The organism is Sphingomonas sp. IBVSS2 (genome assembly GCF_002127225.1).
Lineage (GTDB): Bacteria > Pseudomonadota > Alphaproteobacteria > Sphingomonadales > Sphingomonadaceae > Sphingomonas.
This window is the reverse complement of record NZ_NFUR01000001.1, coordinates 538,843-553,062: the sequence shown is the minus strand read 5'-3', so window position 1 is coordinate 553,062 and position 14,220 is coordinate 538,843. Positions and strand designations below refer to the sequence as shown.

Here is a 14,220-nt window from a genome sequence, read left to right as displayed (position 1 = left end):
CTATTTGCCGATGCAGAATCGAGCGAACAGCGCGTCCAGCATCGCCTCCACCCCTGCCCGCCCGGTGATCGCGTCGAACGCACGCATTGCGCTGCGCAACTGCTCCGCGATCAGGAGCAAGTCCTCCTCCCGCAAGGCTGCCCGCAACGCGCCGGCGGCATTCCGGGAAAGCGCGCGCTGGCGAGCGTTGAGCGTCATCTGGTCGGGCGGCGGGAGCATGTCGGCGGCAAGCCGCGCCATCGCGCTCCACAGCGCGTCCAACCCCTCGCCTGTAAGCGATGATAGCGACAATCGATCCGCCGCCGCCCTGCGCCCCGGCAGGTCCGCGCGCGGATTGAGCCAGAGGCGGTGCGCATGTTCCGGCGGCGGCGCGTCTCCCAGCCAGAGCAGGATATCCGCCTCGGCTTGCGCCGCCTGGGCCCGCGCAATGCCGATCGCCTCGATCTCGTCGCCGGGCAGTGCGGCCAATCCCGCCGTGTCGACAAGCAGCCAGGCGATCCCGCCGCGCACCACCGGCGCTTCGATCCGATCCCGGGTCGTGCCCGAGATCGGCGAGACGATCGCAGCATCGCGCCCGATCATCGCGTTGAGCAGCGAGGACTTGCCGGCATTGGGCGGCCCCGCGAGCACGACCCGGATCCCGTCGCGCAATCGCTCGACCGGCGGGCGATCCGCCACTGCCTCGATATCCTCCGCCAACGCAGCCGCACCGGATCGGAGCGCCGGCAGCAGCGCGGCATCGGCGACATCCTCCTCATCGCTGTGATCGAGCTCGGCCTCGACTCGCGCGGCAAGCATCAACAGCCGGTCGGTCCAGCCTTCAACTGCCCGGCGCACCGCCCCTTCCGCGGATCGGATCGCGGACCGGCGCTGCGCTTCGGTCTCGGCCATGAGCAGGTCACCCAGCCCCTCGGCTTCGCTCAGGTCGATCCGGCCGTGCAGCAATGCCCGGCGCGTGAACTCGCCCGGCTCGGCCGGTCGGAGCCCCGATCGGCCAGCCAGCGCCGCCTCGACCGCGCGGACCACGGCGCGACCGCCATGGAGATGGAATTCGGCAAGATCCTCCCCCGTCGCGCTGCGCGGGCCCGGGAAGCAGAGGATGATCGCGCGATCGAGCAAGCTGCCATCGACGGGATCGCACAGCGCCCGCACCGCGGCGCGGCGCGGCGCGGGCAGATCGCCGGCGAAATCGCGCACCATGTCGAAAGCGCGCGGCCCGCTCACGCGCAGCACGGCGATCGCGGCGGGGAGCGCGCCGCTCGAGACCGCGTAGATCGTGTCCATTATTTCTCGGTCTTGCTCCCGGCATCGAACATCGCACGCCAGAAGCCCATGCCGGCCTCGCTCATCGGCGCCCAGCTCTGCAGCATCGCCCGAAACGCTTCGGGGCTGCCCTGCTTGTCGATCGCATCCACCATCATCGCCACATAGCGTTCGTGCACCGGGGCGAGGTCTGGCAGCCCCATCGCGCGACGCGCCTCTTCGGGGGTGCAATCCACCTCGACATTGATCTTCATGGCCGTCTCCGTTGCGCGGGCAGCACCGCGGCTGCTAGTTCGAACCCATCTATGCGCGCGACCATGCCGTCACCGCAACGCCCATCGGGCCCGGGACCGGGCAGGCAGAGGCAAGCGGCCCGACGGTTGCGAACCGAAGACCAGATCCTGGCCACTCGATCACGGGCGGCACCACACCGGAAGGACATTGCCATGAGCGAGATGATCAGCATCGATACGATCGACGGGAGCGGCAGCTTCCAGGCCTATGTCGCGCATCCGGAGGGCAGGCCGCGCGCCGCGATCATCGTGATCCAGGAGATTTTCGGCGTGAACCCGGGCATTCGCCGGAAGTGCGACGACTGGGCGGCCAAAGGCTATTTGAGCCTCGCCCCGGACCTGTTCTGGCGATTGGAGCCCGGCATCCAGCTCGATCCCGACGTGCCGGAACAGTTCCAGCAGGCGCTGGGGCTGATGGGCAAGTTCAACCAGGATGCCGGCATCCGCGACATCGAGGCGACGATCAGGCGCGCCCGGGCGCTGCTCGGCGACGGCGGCAAGGTCGGCGTGGTGGGCTTCTGCCTGGGCGGCCGCCTGGCGTTCATGACCGCGACCCGGACGGACAGCGATGCGAGCGTCGGCTATTATGGCGTGGGGATCGACAATCTGCTCGGCGAGAAGCACGGCATCGCCCATCCGGTGCTGCTCCATATCCCGCAGGCGGATCATTTCGTCGATCCCGAGACTCAGGCAGCGATGCATGCGGGGCTGGACGACCACCCCAAGGTCACCCTGTTCGACTATCCCGGCGAGGACCATGGCTTCGCCGACACGTTCAGCAAGCGCCGCTCGGATGAATCCGCGAAGCTGGCCGATGGGCGGACCGCGGAGTTCTTTGCGAGGAATCTATCCTAGGAAACTGAAATGCATGTGCCGAGGCGCGCCATTGGCGATTGCCTCGGCACATCGGCTTCGAATGCAGGAGGCCGCTTCGGCAATGCGCGCCTGGCCGGCCCTCCCCTTTCCGATCGGGAATGCAGCGACACGCGACACCATCGCCATGGCCACGACCACCAGCAGCAATGCCCAGCGCCATTGCAAGGGCATCCGGCCCGTTCCTCAGAAGAAGCTGGCGATCCCCGGCGTGCCGTGCGTGCCCACCCAGCCTTCGTAGATCATCCGGAAGGCGACGAAGACGATCACGACAAGGCCGAGATAGGCGATCCACGGATAGCGGTTGATCAGCTTGGCGATCAGGTTCGCGGCGATCCCCATCAGCGCTACCGAGAGCAGCAGGCCGACGACCAGGATGCCGGGATGCTCGCGCGCGGCACCGGCCACGGCGAGGACGTTGTCGAGGCTCATCGAGACATCGGCCACGGCGACCGCCCAGGCGGCGGCGGCGAAGCTCCTGGCCGGCTTCAGGCCGGATTCGACCTCGTCGGCATGCGGCCCGCCCTCGCGGATCTCACGCCAGAACTTCCAGCTTACCCAGAGCAGCAACAGGCCGCCCGCGAAGATCAGCCCGACGATCCCCATCAGCCAGCTGACGATCAGCGCGAAGAGGATACGCAGCAGGAGCGCGGCACCGATGCCGATCAGGATCACCTTCTTGCGCTGGTCCGCCGGCAGCCCCGCGGCGAGCGCGCCGACAACGATCGCATTGTCGCCGGCCAGCACCAGGTCGATCATCAGCACCGAACCGAAGGCGGCGAGCGCCGACGGATCGCCGAGATTCGAGAAGTCGGCGACGATATGGTTCCAGATATCGAGCGGAGAACCCATACCGGCCGTGGCGGCGCTGAGAAGCAAGTCGAGCATCGCTAAGCCCTAGCGTGACGCGGGCAAAAGAAAAGGCCGGGCATCGTGCCCGGCCTTTCGCTTTCCCGCCATGGCCCCTCCCTGGAAAGGAGGGGTTCGGACGATCACTGGTTCATGCTGTCGAAGAAGTCCTCGTTGGTCTTCGAATCCTTCATCTTGTCGAGCAGGAATTCCATCGCATCGACGGTGCCCATCTGCATGAGGATACGGCGCAGCACCCACATCTTGGTGAGCTTGGACTTGTCGACCAGCAGCTCCTCCTTGCGGGTGCCCGACTTGCCGACGTCCAGCGCCGGGAAGATGCGCTTGTCGGCCACCTTGCGGTCGAGGACGATTTCCGAGTTGCCGGTGCCCTTGAACTCTTCGAAGATCACTTCGTCCATGCGGCTGCCGGTGTCGATCAGCGCCGTGGCGATGATCGAGAGCGAGCCACCTTCCTCGATGTTGCGCGCTGCACCGAAGAAACGCTTCGGGCGCTGCAGCGCATTCGCGTCGACGCCGCCGGTGAGCACCTTGCCCGAAGACGGCACCACGGTGTTGTAGGCGCGGCCGAGGCGCGTGATCGAATCGAGCAGGATCACCACGTCCTTCTTGTGCTCGACCAGGCGCTTGGCCTTCTCGATCACCATCTCGGAGACCTGGACGTGGCGCTGCGCCGGCTCGTCGAAGGTCGAGGAGATCACCTCGCCCTTCACGCTGCGCTGCATGTCGGTCACTTCCTCGGGGCGCTCGTCGATGAGCAGCACGATGAGGAAGACCTCGGGGTGATTGTCGGTGATCGCCTTGGCGATGTTCTGGAGCAGCACGGTCTTGCCGACGCGCGGCGGCGCCACGATCAGCGCGCGCTGGCCCTTGCCCTGCGGCGCGACGATGTCGATCACGCGCGCGGACTTGTCCTTGATCGTCGGATCGAGGCTGTCGAGCGTCAGCTTCTGCTCGGGATAGAGCGGCGTGAGATTGTCGAAATTGACGCGGTGGCGGACGGCATCGGGATCGTCGAAATTGACCGAGACCAGGCGAGTCAGCGCGAAATAGCGTTCACCGTCCTTGGGCGCGCGGATTTCGCCTTCCACCGTATCGCCGGTGCGCAGGCCGAACTTGCGGACCTGGTTGGGCGAGACATAGATGTCGTCGGGGCCGGCGAGGTAATTCGCCTCGGGGCTGCGCAGGAAGCCGAAACCGTCGGGCAGCACTTCGATCGTGCCCTCGCCCATGATCTGGTCGCCTTGCTCGGCCTGTGCCTTGAGGATCGCGAAGAGCAGATCCTGCTTGCGCAAAGTCGAAGCGCCCTCGACGCCGAGCTCCTCGGCCATCGAGACCAGTTCGGCGGGGGCTTTCTTCTTGAGGTCCTTGAGATGCATTGGGAGTCCGGATGCCTGGATTGCTTGGGAGGGAGCGTCGGTCGGCGGTACGGTCGCGCGCGAATAACGATGCTTGGAGGAGGGATGACCCGGTGACCCGGACCACAACGCCGAATTAGGTATGGCCCAAGGCCAAGTCAACCGGTCTCGGCGGTCTGCATCACGCTTTTGCGGCAAGCCTCATCTTGCGAGAGACGGAAGCCTGGCGCAATTATGTTACGTTAGCGGTCAGAAAGGCTTCACCACCGCCAGGACGACGATCAGGATCACCGCCAGGGCGGGCAATTCGCCCAGCATGCGCAGCCGCCGCGCCGGGATCGACCCATGGCCGCCGGCGAGCTTGCGGGAATAGCTGACGGCCCAGCCGTGGAATCCGGAAAGCAGCAACACGATCAACAGCTTGGCATGCAGCCAGCCGAGCCCAGCACCCCCTTCGAACAGCCCGAGATTGGCGGCAAGGGCCAGGCCGAGCAGCCATACGACCAGGATCGACGGCGTAAGGATCATGCGGCGGAGCAGCGCCTCGCGCTTCGCCCAGGCGGCGGCTTCCGGCGTGCCCAGCGCTTCCTGGTGATGGACGAGATAGCGCGGCAGCAGGAACAGGCCGGCCATCCAGAAGATCACGAAGATGATGTGGAACGCCTTGACCCAGAGATAGGCCCCGCCCAGGAATCCAGTCATGCGCGCCTCCGCTCGCGGGCTGCCATCAACCCCTCCTGATCCGTGCCAGCAGCCGCTCGACATGCGCGATCGGCGTGTCCTGCTGGATGCCGTGCCCGAGATTGAACACATGCGGACGGCTTGGAAAGGCCGAAAGGATCCGCTCGACCGCGCGATCGAGCGTCTCGCCGCCGGCGATCAGCGCCAGCGGATCGAGATTGCCCTGCACCGGGAGATTCTCGGGCAGCACCCGGTCCGCCCAGGCGGGGTCGACCGTCTCGTCGAGTCCGATCGCATCGACGCCGGCCTCGCGGGCATAGGCGGGAAGCTTGCCGCCGGCGCCCTTGGGGAAGCCGATCACCGGCGCCCGGCCCTTCACCGCGGCGGCAATGCGGGCAGTGGGGGCGATCACCCAGCGTTCGAACTGCTCGGGCGAGAGGCTGCCGGCCCAGCTGTCGAACAGCTGCACCGCTTCCACGCCGGCATCGATCTGGGCGTTCAGATAGTCGATCGTGCAGTCCGCGATGCGATCGACCAGCGCCTGCATGAGTCCGGGATCCGCATAGGCCAGCCGGCGTGCCTCCGCCTGCTCGCGGCTTCCCTGCCCGGCGATCATATAGGTGGCGACGGTCCAGGGGCTGCCTGCGAAGCCCAGGAAGGTCACTCGGGGGTCGAGGGTGGTCCGTACCTGCCGGACGGTCTCGTACACCGGCTGCAGGGCTTCAGGACGCGATTCAAGGGCATCCAGGATACCGCGCGACGTCACGGTCGGTGCCAGCCGGGGTCCCTCGCCGGTTTCGAACCAGAGTTTCTGGCCCAGCGCCATCGGCACCATCAATATGTCGGAGAACAGGATCGCGCCGTCCATGCCGAAGCGGCGGATCGGCTGGAGCGTGATCTCGGCGGCGGCCTGTGGGTCGAGCGCCAGTTCGAGGAACCCGCCCTTCTCGGCCCGCAGCGCGCGATATTCGGGCAGATAGCGGCCGGCCTGGCGCATCAGCCACACGGGCGGCACTTCCTGTCGAACGCCCTTCAGCGTCTCGAGCAACGGCTTGGTTCGGGGGACGATCAGGGCCTCGGTCCTAAAACTATTAAAAGAGAATCTAGGAATTGTTGGAGTCTGTTGGCGCGTGGAAACCGGGGCTTATGCATTCGTCCGCGACTTGCCAACAGATTGACTCCGGCGGCCCCTCGGGAGTCTCCGGATTCGCCGGCGCCGTCCCCGTTTTCAACAGGCTGTGGATCGGAATCACAAGCTGGGGACGGGCATGTGGACGAATCACCAGCGGGAGTCGTCGAACGGAGCCGATTGGTTCGTGCGCCCGGTTGCGCTAGTGGCTGTGAGGCATGTTCTCCACAGATTCACTCACGGCCTGATGCGTCTCCACCTCCACCTCCTTTCCGATTCCACCGGCGAGACGCTGGAGAACATCGCCAAGGCGGCGCTGGCCCAATATGACGACGTGGAGACGCTGCGGCATTTCTGGCCGATGGTGCGCAGCGAAGCGCATCTCGAGCGGATCCTGCAGGAGATCGCGCAGAACCCGGGGCTGGTGCTCTACACGCTGGTGAATCCCGAGATCCGCCGCACGCTGGAGAGCCGCTGCCGGGCGATGGGATTGCCGGCGATCGCGCCGCTCGATCCGGTCAACCATGCGCTCTCCAACTTGCTCGGCCAGGAAGCCAAGGCGCGGCCGGGGCGGCAACACACCCTGGATGCCGCCTATTTCGCGCGCGTCGACGCGATCCAGTTCACCATTGCGCACGATGACGGGCTGCTCGCCGAGGATTGGGAGGAAGCCGACATCCTGCTGGCCGGCGTCTCCCGTTCGTCCAAGACGCCGACGTCGATCTATCTGGCGAACCGGGGGTACAAGACCGCCAATATCCCGATCGTGGTCGAATCGCCGCCGCCGCCGGAGCTGTTCGACCTCAAGCATCCGCTGATCGTCGGCCTCACCACCAGTGCCGACCGGCTGATCCAGATCCGCCGCAACCGGCTGCTCTCGCTGAACCAGGCGCCCGAGACGAGCTATGTCGACCAGGACTCGGTATCGCGCGAAGTCGCTTATGCCCGGCGGATGTTCGCCGACAATGGCTGGCCGGTGATCGACGTGACGCGCCGCTCGATCGAGGAGACCGCCGCGGCGATCATCCAGCTGTGCAACGAACGGACGCTCGAGAAGGGAAGATCATGAAGCTGGTGCTCGCCTCGCAAAGCGCCTCGCGCCGCGCCATGCTCAACGATGCCGGCGTGCCGCATGAAGCCGTGACGGCACAGGTGGACGAAGCTTCGGCCAAGGAATCGCTGGTCGCCGGCGGCATTTCCCCGCGTGACCTGGCCGATGCGCTGGCCGAGCTGAAGGCACTCAAGGTCTCCGGCCTCGTGCCGGGCGCGCTCGTGCTGGGCGGCGATTCGCTGGTCGCGCTCGACGACGGCGCGCTGCTCGACAAGCCCGAAAGCCGGGAGCAGGCGGCGGATCACCTGCGCCGCATGTCGGGCAAGACGCATGATATCCACAGCGCCGCGGTGATCGCGGAGGGCGGCCGCGCGGTGTGGCGCCATGTCGACCGGGCCAGGCTGCATGTCCGTCCGCTCTCGGAGCGGTTCATCCAGGAGTATCTCGACCTGGAATGGCCGGCGATCGCCGGCTGCGTCGGCTGCTTCCGGATCGAGGGTCCCGGCGTCCAGCTGTTCAGCCGGACCGAGGGCAGCCAGTTCACCATCCTCGGCATGCCGCTGCTGCCGATCCTCGACTATCTGCGCACCCGGGGAATCATGACGTCATGACAGCCTATGCCGAAGTGATCGGCGACCCCATCGCCCAGTCCAAGTCGCCGCTGATCCATGGCTTCTGGCTGGCGCAGCTCGGCATCGCCGCCGACTATCGCCGCGCGCATGTGAAGCCCGAGGAGCTGGCCGGCTATTTCGAGGCGCGCAGGGCCGATCCCGACTGGCGCGGCTGCAACATCACCCTGCCCCACAAGCAGGCCGCACTCGAATTCGTCGAGGATCGCGGCGGCATCCGCCAGTCGATCGGCGCGATCAACACGGTGGTACGCGCCGAGGATGGCGCCCTGGTGGGCACCAACACCGATGCCGGCGGCTTCTATGCGCCGATCGCGGGCCTCGATCTCGAGGGCAAGCATGCGGTGGTGATCGGCGCGGGCGGCGCGGCGCGGGCGATCCTGTTCGCACTGTCCAAGGTCGGCATCGGCCGGGTGACTCTGCTCAACCGCAATGTGCTCAAGGGGGCGGCCCTGCTCTCCGGGTTCGGAATCAAGGGGGAGGCGCTGCCGCTCACCGCCAAGCTGCCCCCCGCCGCGCTGCTGGTGAACGCGAGCGCGCTCGGCATGATCGGCCAGCCGCCGCTCGAGATCGACCTGGCGCCGCTGCCTGCGGACGCAGTGGTCTATGACGCGGTCTATGCTCCGCTCGAGACCGGCCTGCTTGCCCAGGCGCGCGACCGCGAACTCGATACCGTGGACGGGCTGGAGATGCTGGTCGGCCAGGCCGCGCTCGCCTTCGAGCTGTTCTTCGGCGCCGAGCCCCCGCGCGACCGCGACGACGAACTTCGCGAGATGCTGCTGACGTCATGACCATCCGCCCGATCACGCTGGGCCTTACCGGGTCGATCGGGATGGGCAAGTCGACCGTGGCGGCGATGTTCGCGGAAGACGGGGTGCCGGTGTTCGATGCCGATGCCGCGGTCCATCGGCTCCAGGGGCCGGGCGGCGCCGCGCTCGCCGCGATCGAGGCGGCGTTCCCCGGCACCACCGGCGATCGCGGAGTGGACCGCGCGTTGCTGCGCGAAGCGGTGACTGCCGATTCCGGCGCCTTTGCCCGGCTCGAGGCGATCCTCCATCCCGCCGTGGCGGAGATGCGCGAGGCCTTTCTCCGGGCGAATCGCGATGCGCCGCTGGTCGTGCTCGACGTGCCCCTGTTGTTCGAAGCCGGCGGATGGGAGCATGTCGACAGGATCGCGGTGGTTTCGGCGCCGGCCGAAGTGCAGCGCGAACGCGTGCTCGCCCGCCCGGGCATGACCCTGGCGCGATTCGAGGCGATCCTCGCCCGCCAGCTGCCCGACTCGGAAAAGCGCGCGCGCGCCGATTTCGTCATCCCCACCGGCGTGCCGACCGGGGAGACGCGCGCGGTGGTCCGTGATGTCATCGCTTGCCTAGCGGGCCGCGTGGGAGGATAAGGTTCCCATGCGTGAAATCGTGTTCGACACCGAAACCACCGGGCTCAGCTTCTCGGGTGGCGACCGGCTGGTCGAGATCGGATGCGTCGAGCTGCTCAACCGCGTGATGACCGGCCGCACCTTCCACGCCTATATCAATCCCCAGCGCCCGATGCCGATCGAGGCGTTCAACGTCCACGGCCTGTCGGACGTGTTCCTCTCCGACAAGCCCCTGTTCGAGGATGTGGTCGAGGACATGCTCGAGTTCATCGGCGACAGCCCGATGATCGCGCACAACGCCAATTTCGACTTCGGCTTCATCAATGGCGAGCTGACCCGCAGCGGCCGGCCGATCGTCGATCTGGGCCGCATGGTCGACACGCTGGCGATCGCGCGGGTCAAGCATCCGGGCGCCAAGCACACGCTCGATGCGCTGTGCACCCGCTACGGCATCGACCTCACCCAGCGCACGCTGCACGGCGCGCTGATCGACGCTTCGCTGCTCGCCCAGGTCTATGTCGAGCTTACCGGCGGGCGGCAGATCACCCTGGGCCTGGCGGTCGACGCGCCGGTGGTGCGCGAGACGATGGTCGAGGCGCCGTCGCGCGTGCATGCACGCCCGGCACGCCAATTTAGCGCCAGCGCGGCGGAACTCGAACGCCACGCGGCCTTTCTCTCTAAGATGGAGGATCCGCTCTGGGGCGCCGCCCCGGCCAGTTGACTCCAGGCAATTGCCTGCGGTCAATCGGCTCGGACCCCGCCCCAGCCAGGGTCCTCGGTAAAAAGTGGAGGTGAATAATGGACATCCGGGTTTCTGGGCATCAGGTCGAGACCGGCGCCGCGCTCAAGGCGCAGGTCAACGAACGGCTCCAGGGGATTGCGGGCAAGTATTTCTCGCGCGCGATCTCGTCCCAGGCGACCTTCGGCAAGGGGCCGCACGACAACGGATTCACCTGCGACATCGTGATGCACGTCACCCAGGGCCTTGTCCTCAAGGCGACCAACAAGGGCATGGAGGCCCATGGCGCATTCGACGGCGCAGCCGACCGGATCGACAAGCAGCTGCGCCGCTACACGCGCCGGCTGAAGGACCGCCAGAACGGCGTGGTCAATGCGTTCGCCGAGAACGGCGCCTATGACAACAACGCCGGCTACACCCTTTTCCAGGAGACGGTGGACGAGGACGAGCCCGTCGATGCGCCGCTGATCATCGCGGAGACCCGAGTCGATGTGCCCGATGCCACGGTCTCGGATGCGGTGATGATGCTCGATCTGCGGAACACCAATGCGCTGCTTTTCCGAAATAGCGCGACAGGTGCCCATAACATGGTCTATCGGCGCGGCGACGGGACGATCGGATGGGTGGAACCCAATCGCGCCGCCTGAGTATTAAAGGCAGGCCCCGGGGGGCGGACCTCAACTGGAATATCGATGACGACCATCACTGAATTGCTCGTGCCGGAGGCGGTGCTCTCCGGCGTGAGTGTTGCCAGCAAGAAGGCGCTGTTCGCGGCGCTGGGGGCCACCGCGGCCGAGGCCTATGGCCTCGACGCGCGTGCCGTTTCCGAAACCCTTTCCGAGCGCGAGAAGCTGGGCTCGACCGGCTTCGGCGCCGGCATCGCCATTCCGCACGGCAAGCTCGATGCGATCCGCCGCGTCTGCGGCGTGTTCGTGCGGCTGGACAAGCCGGTCGATTTCGGCGCGGTGGACGAACTGCCCGTCGACCTCGTCTTCATGCTGCTCTCGCCCGTGGGCGCGGGCGCGGACCATCTGAAGGCCCTGGCCTGCGTCTCGCGCTGCCTGCGCGACAAGGCGATCGCCGCCAAGTTGCGCGGCGCCGGATCGCGCGATGCGCTCTATGCGCTGCTCGCGGGCGTGGAGGCGCGTGACGCAGCCTGAGGAGCCCATCGGGGCGACGGCGCATTTCCGCGCGCTCGAATCGCTCTATGCAGCGGCACCGATCAACCGGCTGTTCGAGTCCGTGCTCGAAATCCCGGAAAGCGGTGTCGCGCGCATTCGCTTCACCATCGACGAGCGCTATTTCCATGCGGCCGGCGCGGCGCATGGCACGAGCTATTTCAAGATGCTCGACGATGCCGCCTTCTACGCGGTGAACAGCCTGGTCACCGATCGCTTCGTGCTGACCACGCAGTTCAACCTGTTGCTCACCAAGCCGCTCGGCCCGGGGCCGGTGGTGGCGGAGGGGCGCTGGGTGAGCGGGCAGCGGCGCGTTTTCGTCGGCGAGGCGCGATTGATCGACGCGACCGGCGAGGAAGCGGCGCGCGGCACGGGCACGTTCATGCGCTCGCGAATCCCGCTCGCCTCGCTGCCCGGATATCGCCAGGGCTGATGGCGCGGATCGCCACCGGCATGCTGGTCAACGCGCTGATCCGCCGTGCCGAAGGGGCCGGCGGCGGCGCGATGGTGCTTGCCAGGGGCGATGCGACCGCCGGCGCTATATTGCTCCTGCTGGTCGAACGCGGCGCCAATCCGCGCTTCGTCGAGCGCGGGCTGGGGCCGGACGGAAACCCCGCGCTGATCGCCTCGGGCCCACGCGAATTCGCCGACGACGGCGAGGTTACGGCCTATTGGCGCCGTCGCCGGGAGCGTGATTCCGATCTGTGGGTGGTCGAACTGGATATCGTGGATGGGGAACGCTTCGCCGCTGAAACGATCGTGACGAATTGACATGTAGGACGTGTCCGGCGAAAGGCGGCGCCTACTATCAATCGCGTTGTGCCTGCCGGGGTGTGAAGTCGGTCGGTTACGCAGTCGGGGGGGAAGCCCGGCGGCCCAATTAGAGAAAAAGGGCCGGCCGCGCACCAACCGCACAGCAACGAAGCCTAATGAAGTTCATCCATCGCGCCGCGGGTTTCGCGGCCGTGACTTTTTGCGCTGGCGCACTTGCGAATGCCGCCACGCTCGACATGACCGCGAACCTGCAGGATGCGCCGGTTCAGCAGGTCAACGTCCAGAACCTCCAGCAGGTTCCCGCGCCGGCCCCGCAGGCCGCGCCGACTCCGATCCAGGAAAAGACCGAGATCGTCCAGCCGATCCCCAATGCGGATGCGGACGACGATGACTTCGCCTCGCTCACCGAAGCCGTGGCCGCGCAGGATGCGCCCGCGTCGCTCGACAGCGAGCTCAACTGCCTTGCCGTGAGCGTCTATTACGAGGCAAAGAGCGAGCCGCTGGCCGGCCAGCTCGCCGTGGCGGACGTGATCCTCAACCGCACCGAATCGGGCCGCTTCCCGCGCTCGGTCTGCGGCGTGGTGACCCAGCGCGGCCAGTTCTCCTTCGTGCGCGGCGGCAAGCTGCCCACTCCGCCGGCCAACGGCCAGTGGAGAAAGGCCCTCGCCGTGGCCCAGGTCGCGATGAAGGACCAGTGGGACTCGCCCGTGCCCGAAGCGCTCTATTTCCATGCCCGCTATGTGAAGCCGAGCTGGAAGCGCGCGCGCGTGGGCTCTGTCGGCAACCATGTTTTCTATCGTTGAGCGAGTCGCGGGGTTCCCTGCGTTCGCGTAATGTTCTAGACGGCCGGGGATGACTTCCCCGGCCGTTTCGATTCAGGAAGACCCGCAGCCAGATGGGCCTTTGATCGCCGCCGATGTCGCGCGCGGCGTCACCCGGCTGCTCCTTCGCCACGATTGCGTCGCACTTGCCGAGGTGCCGCTGGAGGGGGGCCGCCGCGCCGATCTGATGGCGATCGATTCGCGCGGCAACATCGTCATCGTCGAGATCAAGGTGTCGCGTGCAGACCTGCTCGGCGACGGCAAATGGACCGATTATCTCGCGCATTGCGATCGCTTCTTCTGGGCGGTGCCCGAGGGGTTCGACCTCAGGCCCTTCGAGCAGGAGGGTTTCCTGCCCGCGCGCGCGGGGCTGATCGTCGCCGATCGCTACGATGCGGCGGTGATGCGCGAGGCGGCGACATTCCCCCTGCCCGCGCCGACACGGCGGAAATGCACGCTGGCCTTTGCCCGGCGCGCCGCGCGCCGGGTCATCCAGATCCTCGATCCCGACGCGGAAGCGGCGTTCTAGAGCTTCGGGCCCGCCGGAGCCGCGCTACCCGACTTGCCGCCCTTGGGCGCCTCGGCGAGCAGCTTGGCGATCTGCGGATAACGGGTCTCGTCGCGGGCATAATCGCGGGCCGACTTGCCGGTGACATTGTCGGTCCGGTCCGGATTGGCGCCGGCGGCGAGGAGCTGGCGGGCGACGTCGATGTCATGGACCTGGACGGCGCGGATCAGCGGCGTCTCGCCGCTGGTGTTGGCCGTGTTCACATTGGCGCCGTACCTGAGCAGGATCTGCACGCCGTCGCCCCAGCCACGCTCGGCGGCGATGATCAGCGGGGTGTTGCCGCGATTGTCCTGCAGGTTCGGATTGATGTCGTCCTGCTGGAGCAGCACGCGCAGATAGGTGGAATCGCTGCGCCGCACCACGATGTGGAGCGCGCCCTCGCCGGTCGAGCGATCCTTGGCGTTGACGATGCGGAGCGACTTGTTCTCCAGATACTTGTTCACCTTCGTGCCGTCCGTCTCGCGGATGGCATTGAGGAAATTATAGCTGTCGGAGAATTGCTGGGCCGATGCGGGCGCGGCGGCGAGCATCAGCAGGGCGGCGCCGGCGGCGCCCAATACGCGAACGATCATGTCTTGCCCAAACCCCATAGCGGCAGTGCTTGCAAGCCCCGAACTATCA

The 14,220-nt window shown here is 66.9% G+C and carries 19 protein-coding genes; 12 read left to right on the top strand and 7 right to left on the bottom strand.

Features of this window, described 5'->3' with window-relative positions; genetic code table 11:
- Together mnmE and CAP40_RS02625 are read right to left on the bottom strand one after the other, a co-directional pair.
- On the bottom strand, positions 1-1,284 hold the full coding sequence (gene mnmE, locus CAP40_RS02630; RefSeq protein WP_086127788.1) for a tRNA uridine-5-carboxymethylaminomethyl(34) synthesis GTPase MnmE: 1,284 nt from the start codon (positions 1,282-1,284) through the stop codon (positions 1-3).
- Positions 1,284-1,517, bottom strand: coding sequence for a DUF6489 family protein (locus CAP40_RS02625; RefSeq protein ID WP_086127787.1), 234 nt, complete (start codon positions 1,515-1,517; stop codon positions 1,284-1,286). The genes mnmE and CAP40_RS02625 overlap by 1 nt, the downstream gene beginning before the upstream one ends.
- Positions 1,518-1,709: 192 nt before the next feature.
- Between CAP40_RS02625 and CAP40_RS02620 the strand changes: the two genes are divergently transcribed.
- The gene (locus tag CAP40_RS02620) at positions 1,710-2,411 is read left to right on the top strand and encodes a dienelactone hydrolase family protein (protein ID WP_086127786.1); all 702 of its coding nucleotides are present in this window, start codon (positions 1,710-1,712) and stop codon (positions 2,409-2,411) included.
- Positions 2,412-2,615: 204 nt separating this feature from the next.
- Here CAP40_RS02620 and CAP40_RS02615 read toward each other — a convergent pair whose 3' ends face one another.
- From CAP40_RS02615 to hemE, 4 genes are all read right to left on the bottom strand, one after another.
- Complete coding sequence (locus tag CAP40_RS02615; RefSeq protein ID WP_086127785.1) at positions 2,616-3,317, bottom strand: TerC family protein; 702 nt, start codon at positions 3,315-3,317, stop codon at positions 2,616-2,618.
- A gap of 104 nt (positions 3,318-3,421) precedes the next feature.
- Entirely contained in the window at positions 3,422-4,678 is a 1,257-nt protein-coding gene (rho, locus tag CAP40_RS02610; protein WP_086127784.1) for a transcription termination factor Rho, read from the bottom strand.
- Between the two features lie 228 nt (positions 4,679-4,906).
- Entirely contained in the window at positions 4,907-5,359 is a 453-nt protein-coding gene (locus tag CAP40_RS02605) for a CopD family protein (protein WP_086127783.1), read from the bottom strand.
- Between the two features lie 25 nt (positions 5,360-5,384).
- Positions 5,385-6,449 carry a uroporphyrinogen decarboxylase gene (gene hemE, locus CAP40_RS02600; protein WP_373384848.1) on the bottom strand — a complete coding sequence of 355 codons (1,065 nt, stop codon included), beginning with the start codon at positions 6,447-6,449 and terminating at the stop codon, positions 5,385-5,387.
- A 265-nt stretch (positions 6,450-6,714) separates the two neighbouring features.
- Between hemE and CAP40_RS02595 the strand changes: the two genes are divergently transcribed.
- From CAP40_RS02595 to CAP40_RS02545, 11 genes are all read left to right on the top strand, one after another.
- Positions 6,715-7,536: a pyruvate, water dikinase regulatory protein gene (locus CAP40_RS02595; protein WP_179187858.1), complete on the top strand. Its 822-nt coding sequence runs from the start codon at positions 6,715-6,717 to the stop codon at positions 7,534-7,536.
- A complete protein-coding gene (locus CAP40_RS02590; protein ID WP_086127781.1) occupies positions 7,533-8,129 on the top strand; it encodes a nucleoside triphosphate pyrophosphatase in 597 nt (198 codons plus the stop codon). The genes CAP40_RS02595 and CAP40_RS02590 overlap by 4 nt, the downstream gene beginning before the upstream one ends.
- Positions 8,126-8,938, top strand: coding sequence for a shikimate dehydrogenase (gene aroE / locus CAP40_RS02585; RefSeq protein ID WP_086127780.1), 813 nt, complete (start codon positions 8,126-8,128; stop codon positions 8,936-8,938). Before CAP40_RS02590 ends, aroE begins: the two co-directional genes overlap by 4 nt.
- Positions 8,935-9,540 carry a dephospho-CoA kinase gene (gene coaE / locus CAP40_RS02580; protein ID WP_086127779.1) on the top strand — a complete coding sequence of 202 codons (606 nt, stop codon included), beginning with the start codon at positions 8,935-8,937 and terminating at the stop codon, positions 9,538-9,540. The genes aroE and coaE overlap by 4 nt, the downstream gene beginning before the upstream one ends.
- Before the next feature lie 7 nt (positions 9,541-9,547).
- Positions 9,548-10,240 (top strand): DNA polymerase III subunit epsilon, encoded by a 693-nt coding sequence (dnaQ, locus tag CAP40_RS02575; RefSeq protein WP_086127778.1) that lies wholly within the window; start codon positions 9,548-9,550, stop codon positions 10,238-10,240.
- A gap of 77 nt (positions 10,241-10,317) precedes the next feature.
- Positions 10,318-10,905, top strand: a complete 588-nt coding sequence (gene hpf / locus CAP40_RS02570; RefSeq protein WP_086127777.1) for a ribosome hibernation-promoting factor, HPF/YfiA family — start codon at positions 10,318-10,320, stop codon at positions 10,903-10,905.
- Between the two features lie 45 nt (positions 10,906-10,950).
- Positions 10,951-11,418, top strand: coding sequence for a PTS sugar transporter subunit IIA (locus tag CAP40_RS02565; protein ID WP_086127776.1), 468 nt, complete (start codon positions 10,951-10,953; stop codon positions 11,416-11,418).
- A complete protein-coding gene (locus CAP40_RS02560; protein ID WP_256923982.1) occupies positions 11,405-11,869 on the top strand; it encodes a PaaI family thioesterase in 465 nt (154 codons plus the stop codon). The genes CAP40_RS02565 and CAP40_RS02560 overlap by 14 nt, the downstream gene beginning before the upstream one ends.
- A complete protein-coding gene (locus tag CAP40_RS02555) occupies positions 11,869-12,207 on the top strand; it encodes a DUF1491 family protein (RefSeq protein ID WP_275914612.1) in 339 nt (112 codons plus the stop codon). The genes CAP40_RS02560 and CAP40_RS02555 overlap by 1 nt, the downstream gene beginning before the upstream one ends.
- Before the next feature lie 194 nt (positions 12,208-12,401).
- Positions 12,402-13,013, top strand: a complete 612-nt coding sequence (locus CAP40_RS02550; protein ID WP_256923981.1) for a cell wall hydrolase — start codon at positions 12,402-12,404, stop codon at positions 13,011-13,013.
- Positions 13,014-13,062: 49 nt separating this feature from the next.
- Positions 13,063-13,560, top strand: coding sequence for an MmcB family DNA repair protein (locus CAP40_RS02545; RefSeq protein ID WP_086127772.1), 498 nt, complete (start codon positions 13,063-13,065; stop codon positions 13,558-13,560).
- Here CAP40_RS02545 and CAP40_RS02540 read toward each other — a convergent pair.
- Positions 13,557-14,171 (bottom strand): ankyrin repeat domain-containing protein, encoded by a 615-nt coding sequence (locus CAP40_RS02540; protein ID WP_086127771.1) that lies wholly within the window; start codon positions 14,169-14,171, stop codon positions 13,557-13,559. The genes CAP40_RS02545 and CAP40_RS02540 overlap by 4 nt on opposite strands.
- Positions 14,172-14,220 lie beyond the last annotated feature (49 nt).

Excerpts from the sequence above, each read along its gene's own strand:
- CAP40_RS02590 (WP_086127781.1), top strand. The coding sequence starts at position 7,533 with ATGAAGCTGGTGCTCGCCTCGCAAAGCGCCTCGCGCCGCGCCATGCTC.
- CAP40_RS02595 (WP_179187858.1), top strand. The coding sequence starts at position 6,715 with ATGCGTCTCCACCTCCACCTCCTTTCCGATTCCACCGGCGAGACGCTG.
- dnaQ (WP_086127778.1), top strand. The coding sequence starts at position 9,548 with ATGCGTGAAATCGTGTTCGACACCGAAACCACCGGGCTCAGCTTCTCG.
- aroE (WP_086127780.1), top strand. The coding sequence starts at position 8,126 with ATGACAGCCTATGCCGAAGTGATCGGCGACCCCATCGCCCAGTCCAAG.
- mnmE (WP_086127788.1), bottom strand. The coding sequence starts at position 1,284 with ATGGACACGATCTACGCGGTCTCGAGCGGCGCGCTCCCCGCCGCGATC.
- coaE (WP_086127779.1), top strand. The coding sequence starts at position 8,935 with ATGACCATCCGCCCGATCACGCTGGGCCTTACCGGGTCGATCGGGATG.
- CAP40_RS02605 (WP_086127783.1), bottom strand. The coding sequence starts at position 5,359 with ATGACTGGATTCCTGGGCGGGGCCTATCTCTGGGTCAAGGCGTTCCAC.
- CAP40_RS02555 (WP_275914612.1), top strand. The coding sequence starts at position 11,869 with ATGGCGCGGATCGCCACCGGCATGCTGGTCAACGCGCTGATCCGCCGT.
- CAP40_RS02545 (WP_086127772.1), top strand. The coding sequence starts at position 13,063 with ATGACTTCCCCGGCCGTTTCGATTCAGGAAGACCCGCAGCCAGATGGG.
- CAP40_RS02615 (WP_086127785.1), bottom strand. The coding sequence starts at position 3,317 with ATGCTCGACTTGCTTCTCAGCGCCGCCACGGCCGGTATGGGTTCTCCG.
- CAP40_RS02620 (WP_086127786.1), top strand. The coding sequence starts at position 1,710 with ATGAGCGAGATGATCAGCATCGATACGATCGACGGGAGCGGCAGCTTC.
- rho (WP_086127784.1), bottom strand. The coding sequence starts at position 4,678 with ATGCATCTCAAGGACCTCAAGAAGAAAGCCCCCGCCGAACTGGTCTCG.
- CAP40_RS02540 (WP_086127771.1), bottom strand. The coding sequence starts at position 14,171 with ATGATCGTTCGCGTATTGGGCGCCGCCGGCGCCGCCCTGCTGATGCTC.
- CAP40_RS02565 (WP_086127776.1), top strand. The coding sequence starts at position 10,951 with ATGACGACCATCACTGAATTGCTCGTGCCGGAGGCGGTGCTCTCCGGC.
- hpf (WP_086127777.1), top strand. The coding sequence starts at position 10,318 with ATGGACATCCGGGTTTCTGGGCATCAGGTCGAGACCGGCGCCGCGCTC.
- CAP40_RS02625 (WP_086127787.1), bottom strand. The coding sequence starts at position 1,517 with ATGAAGATCAATGTCGAGGTGGATTGCACCCCCGAAGAGGCGCGTCGC.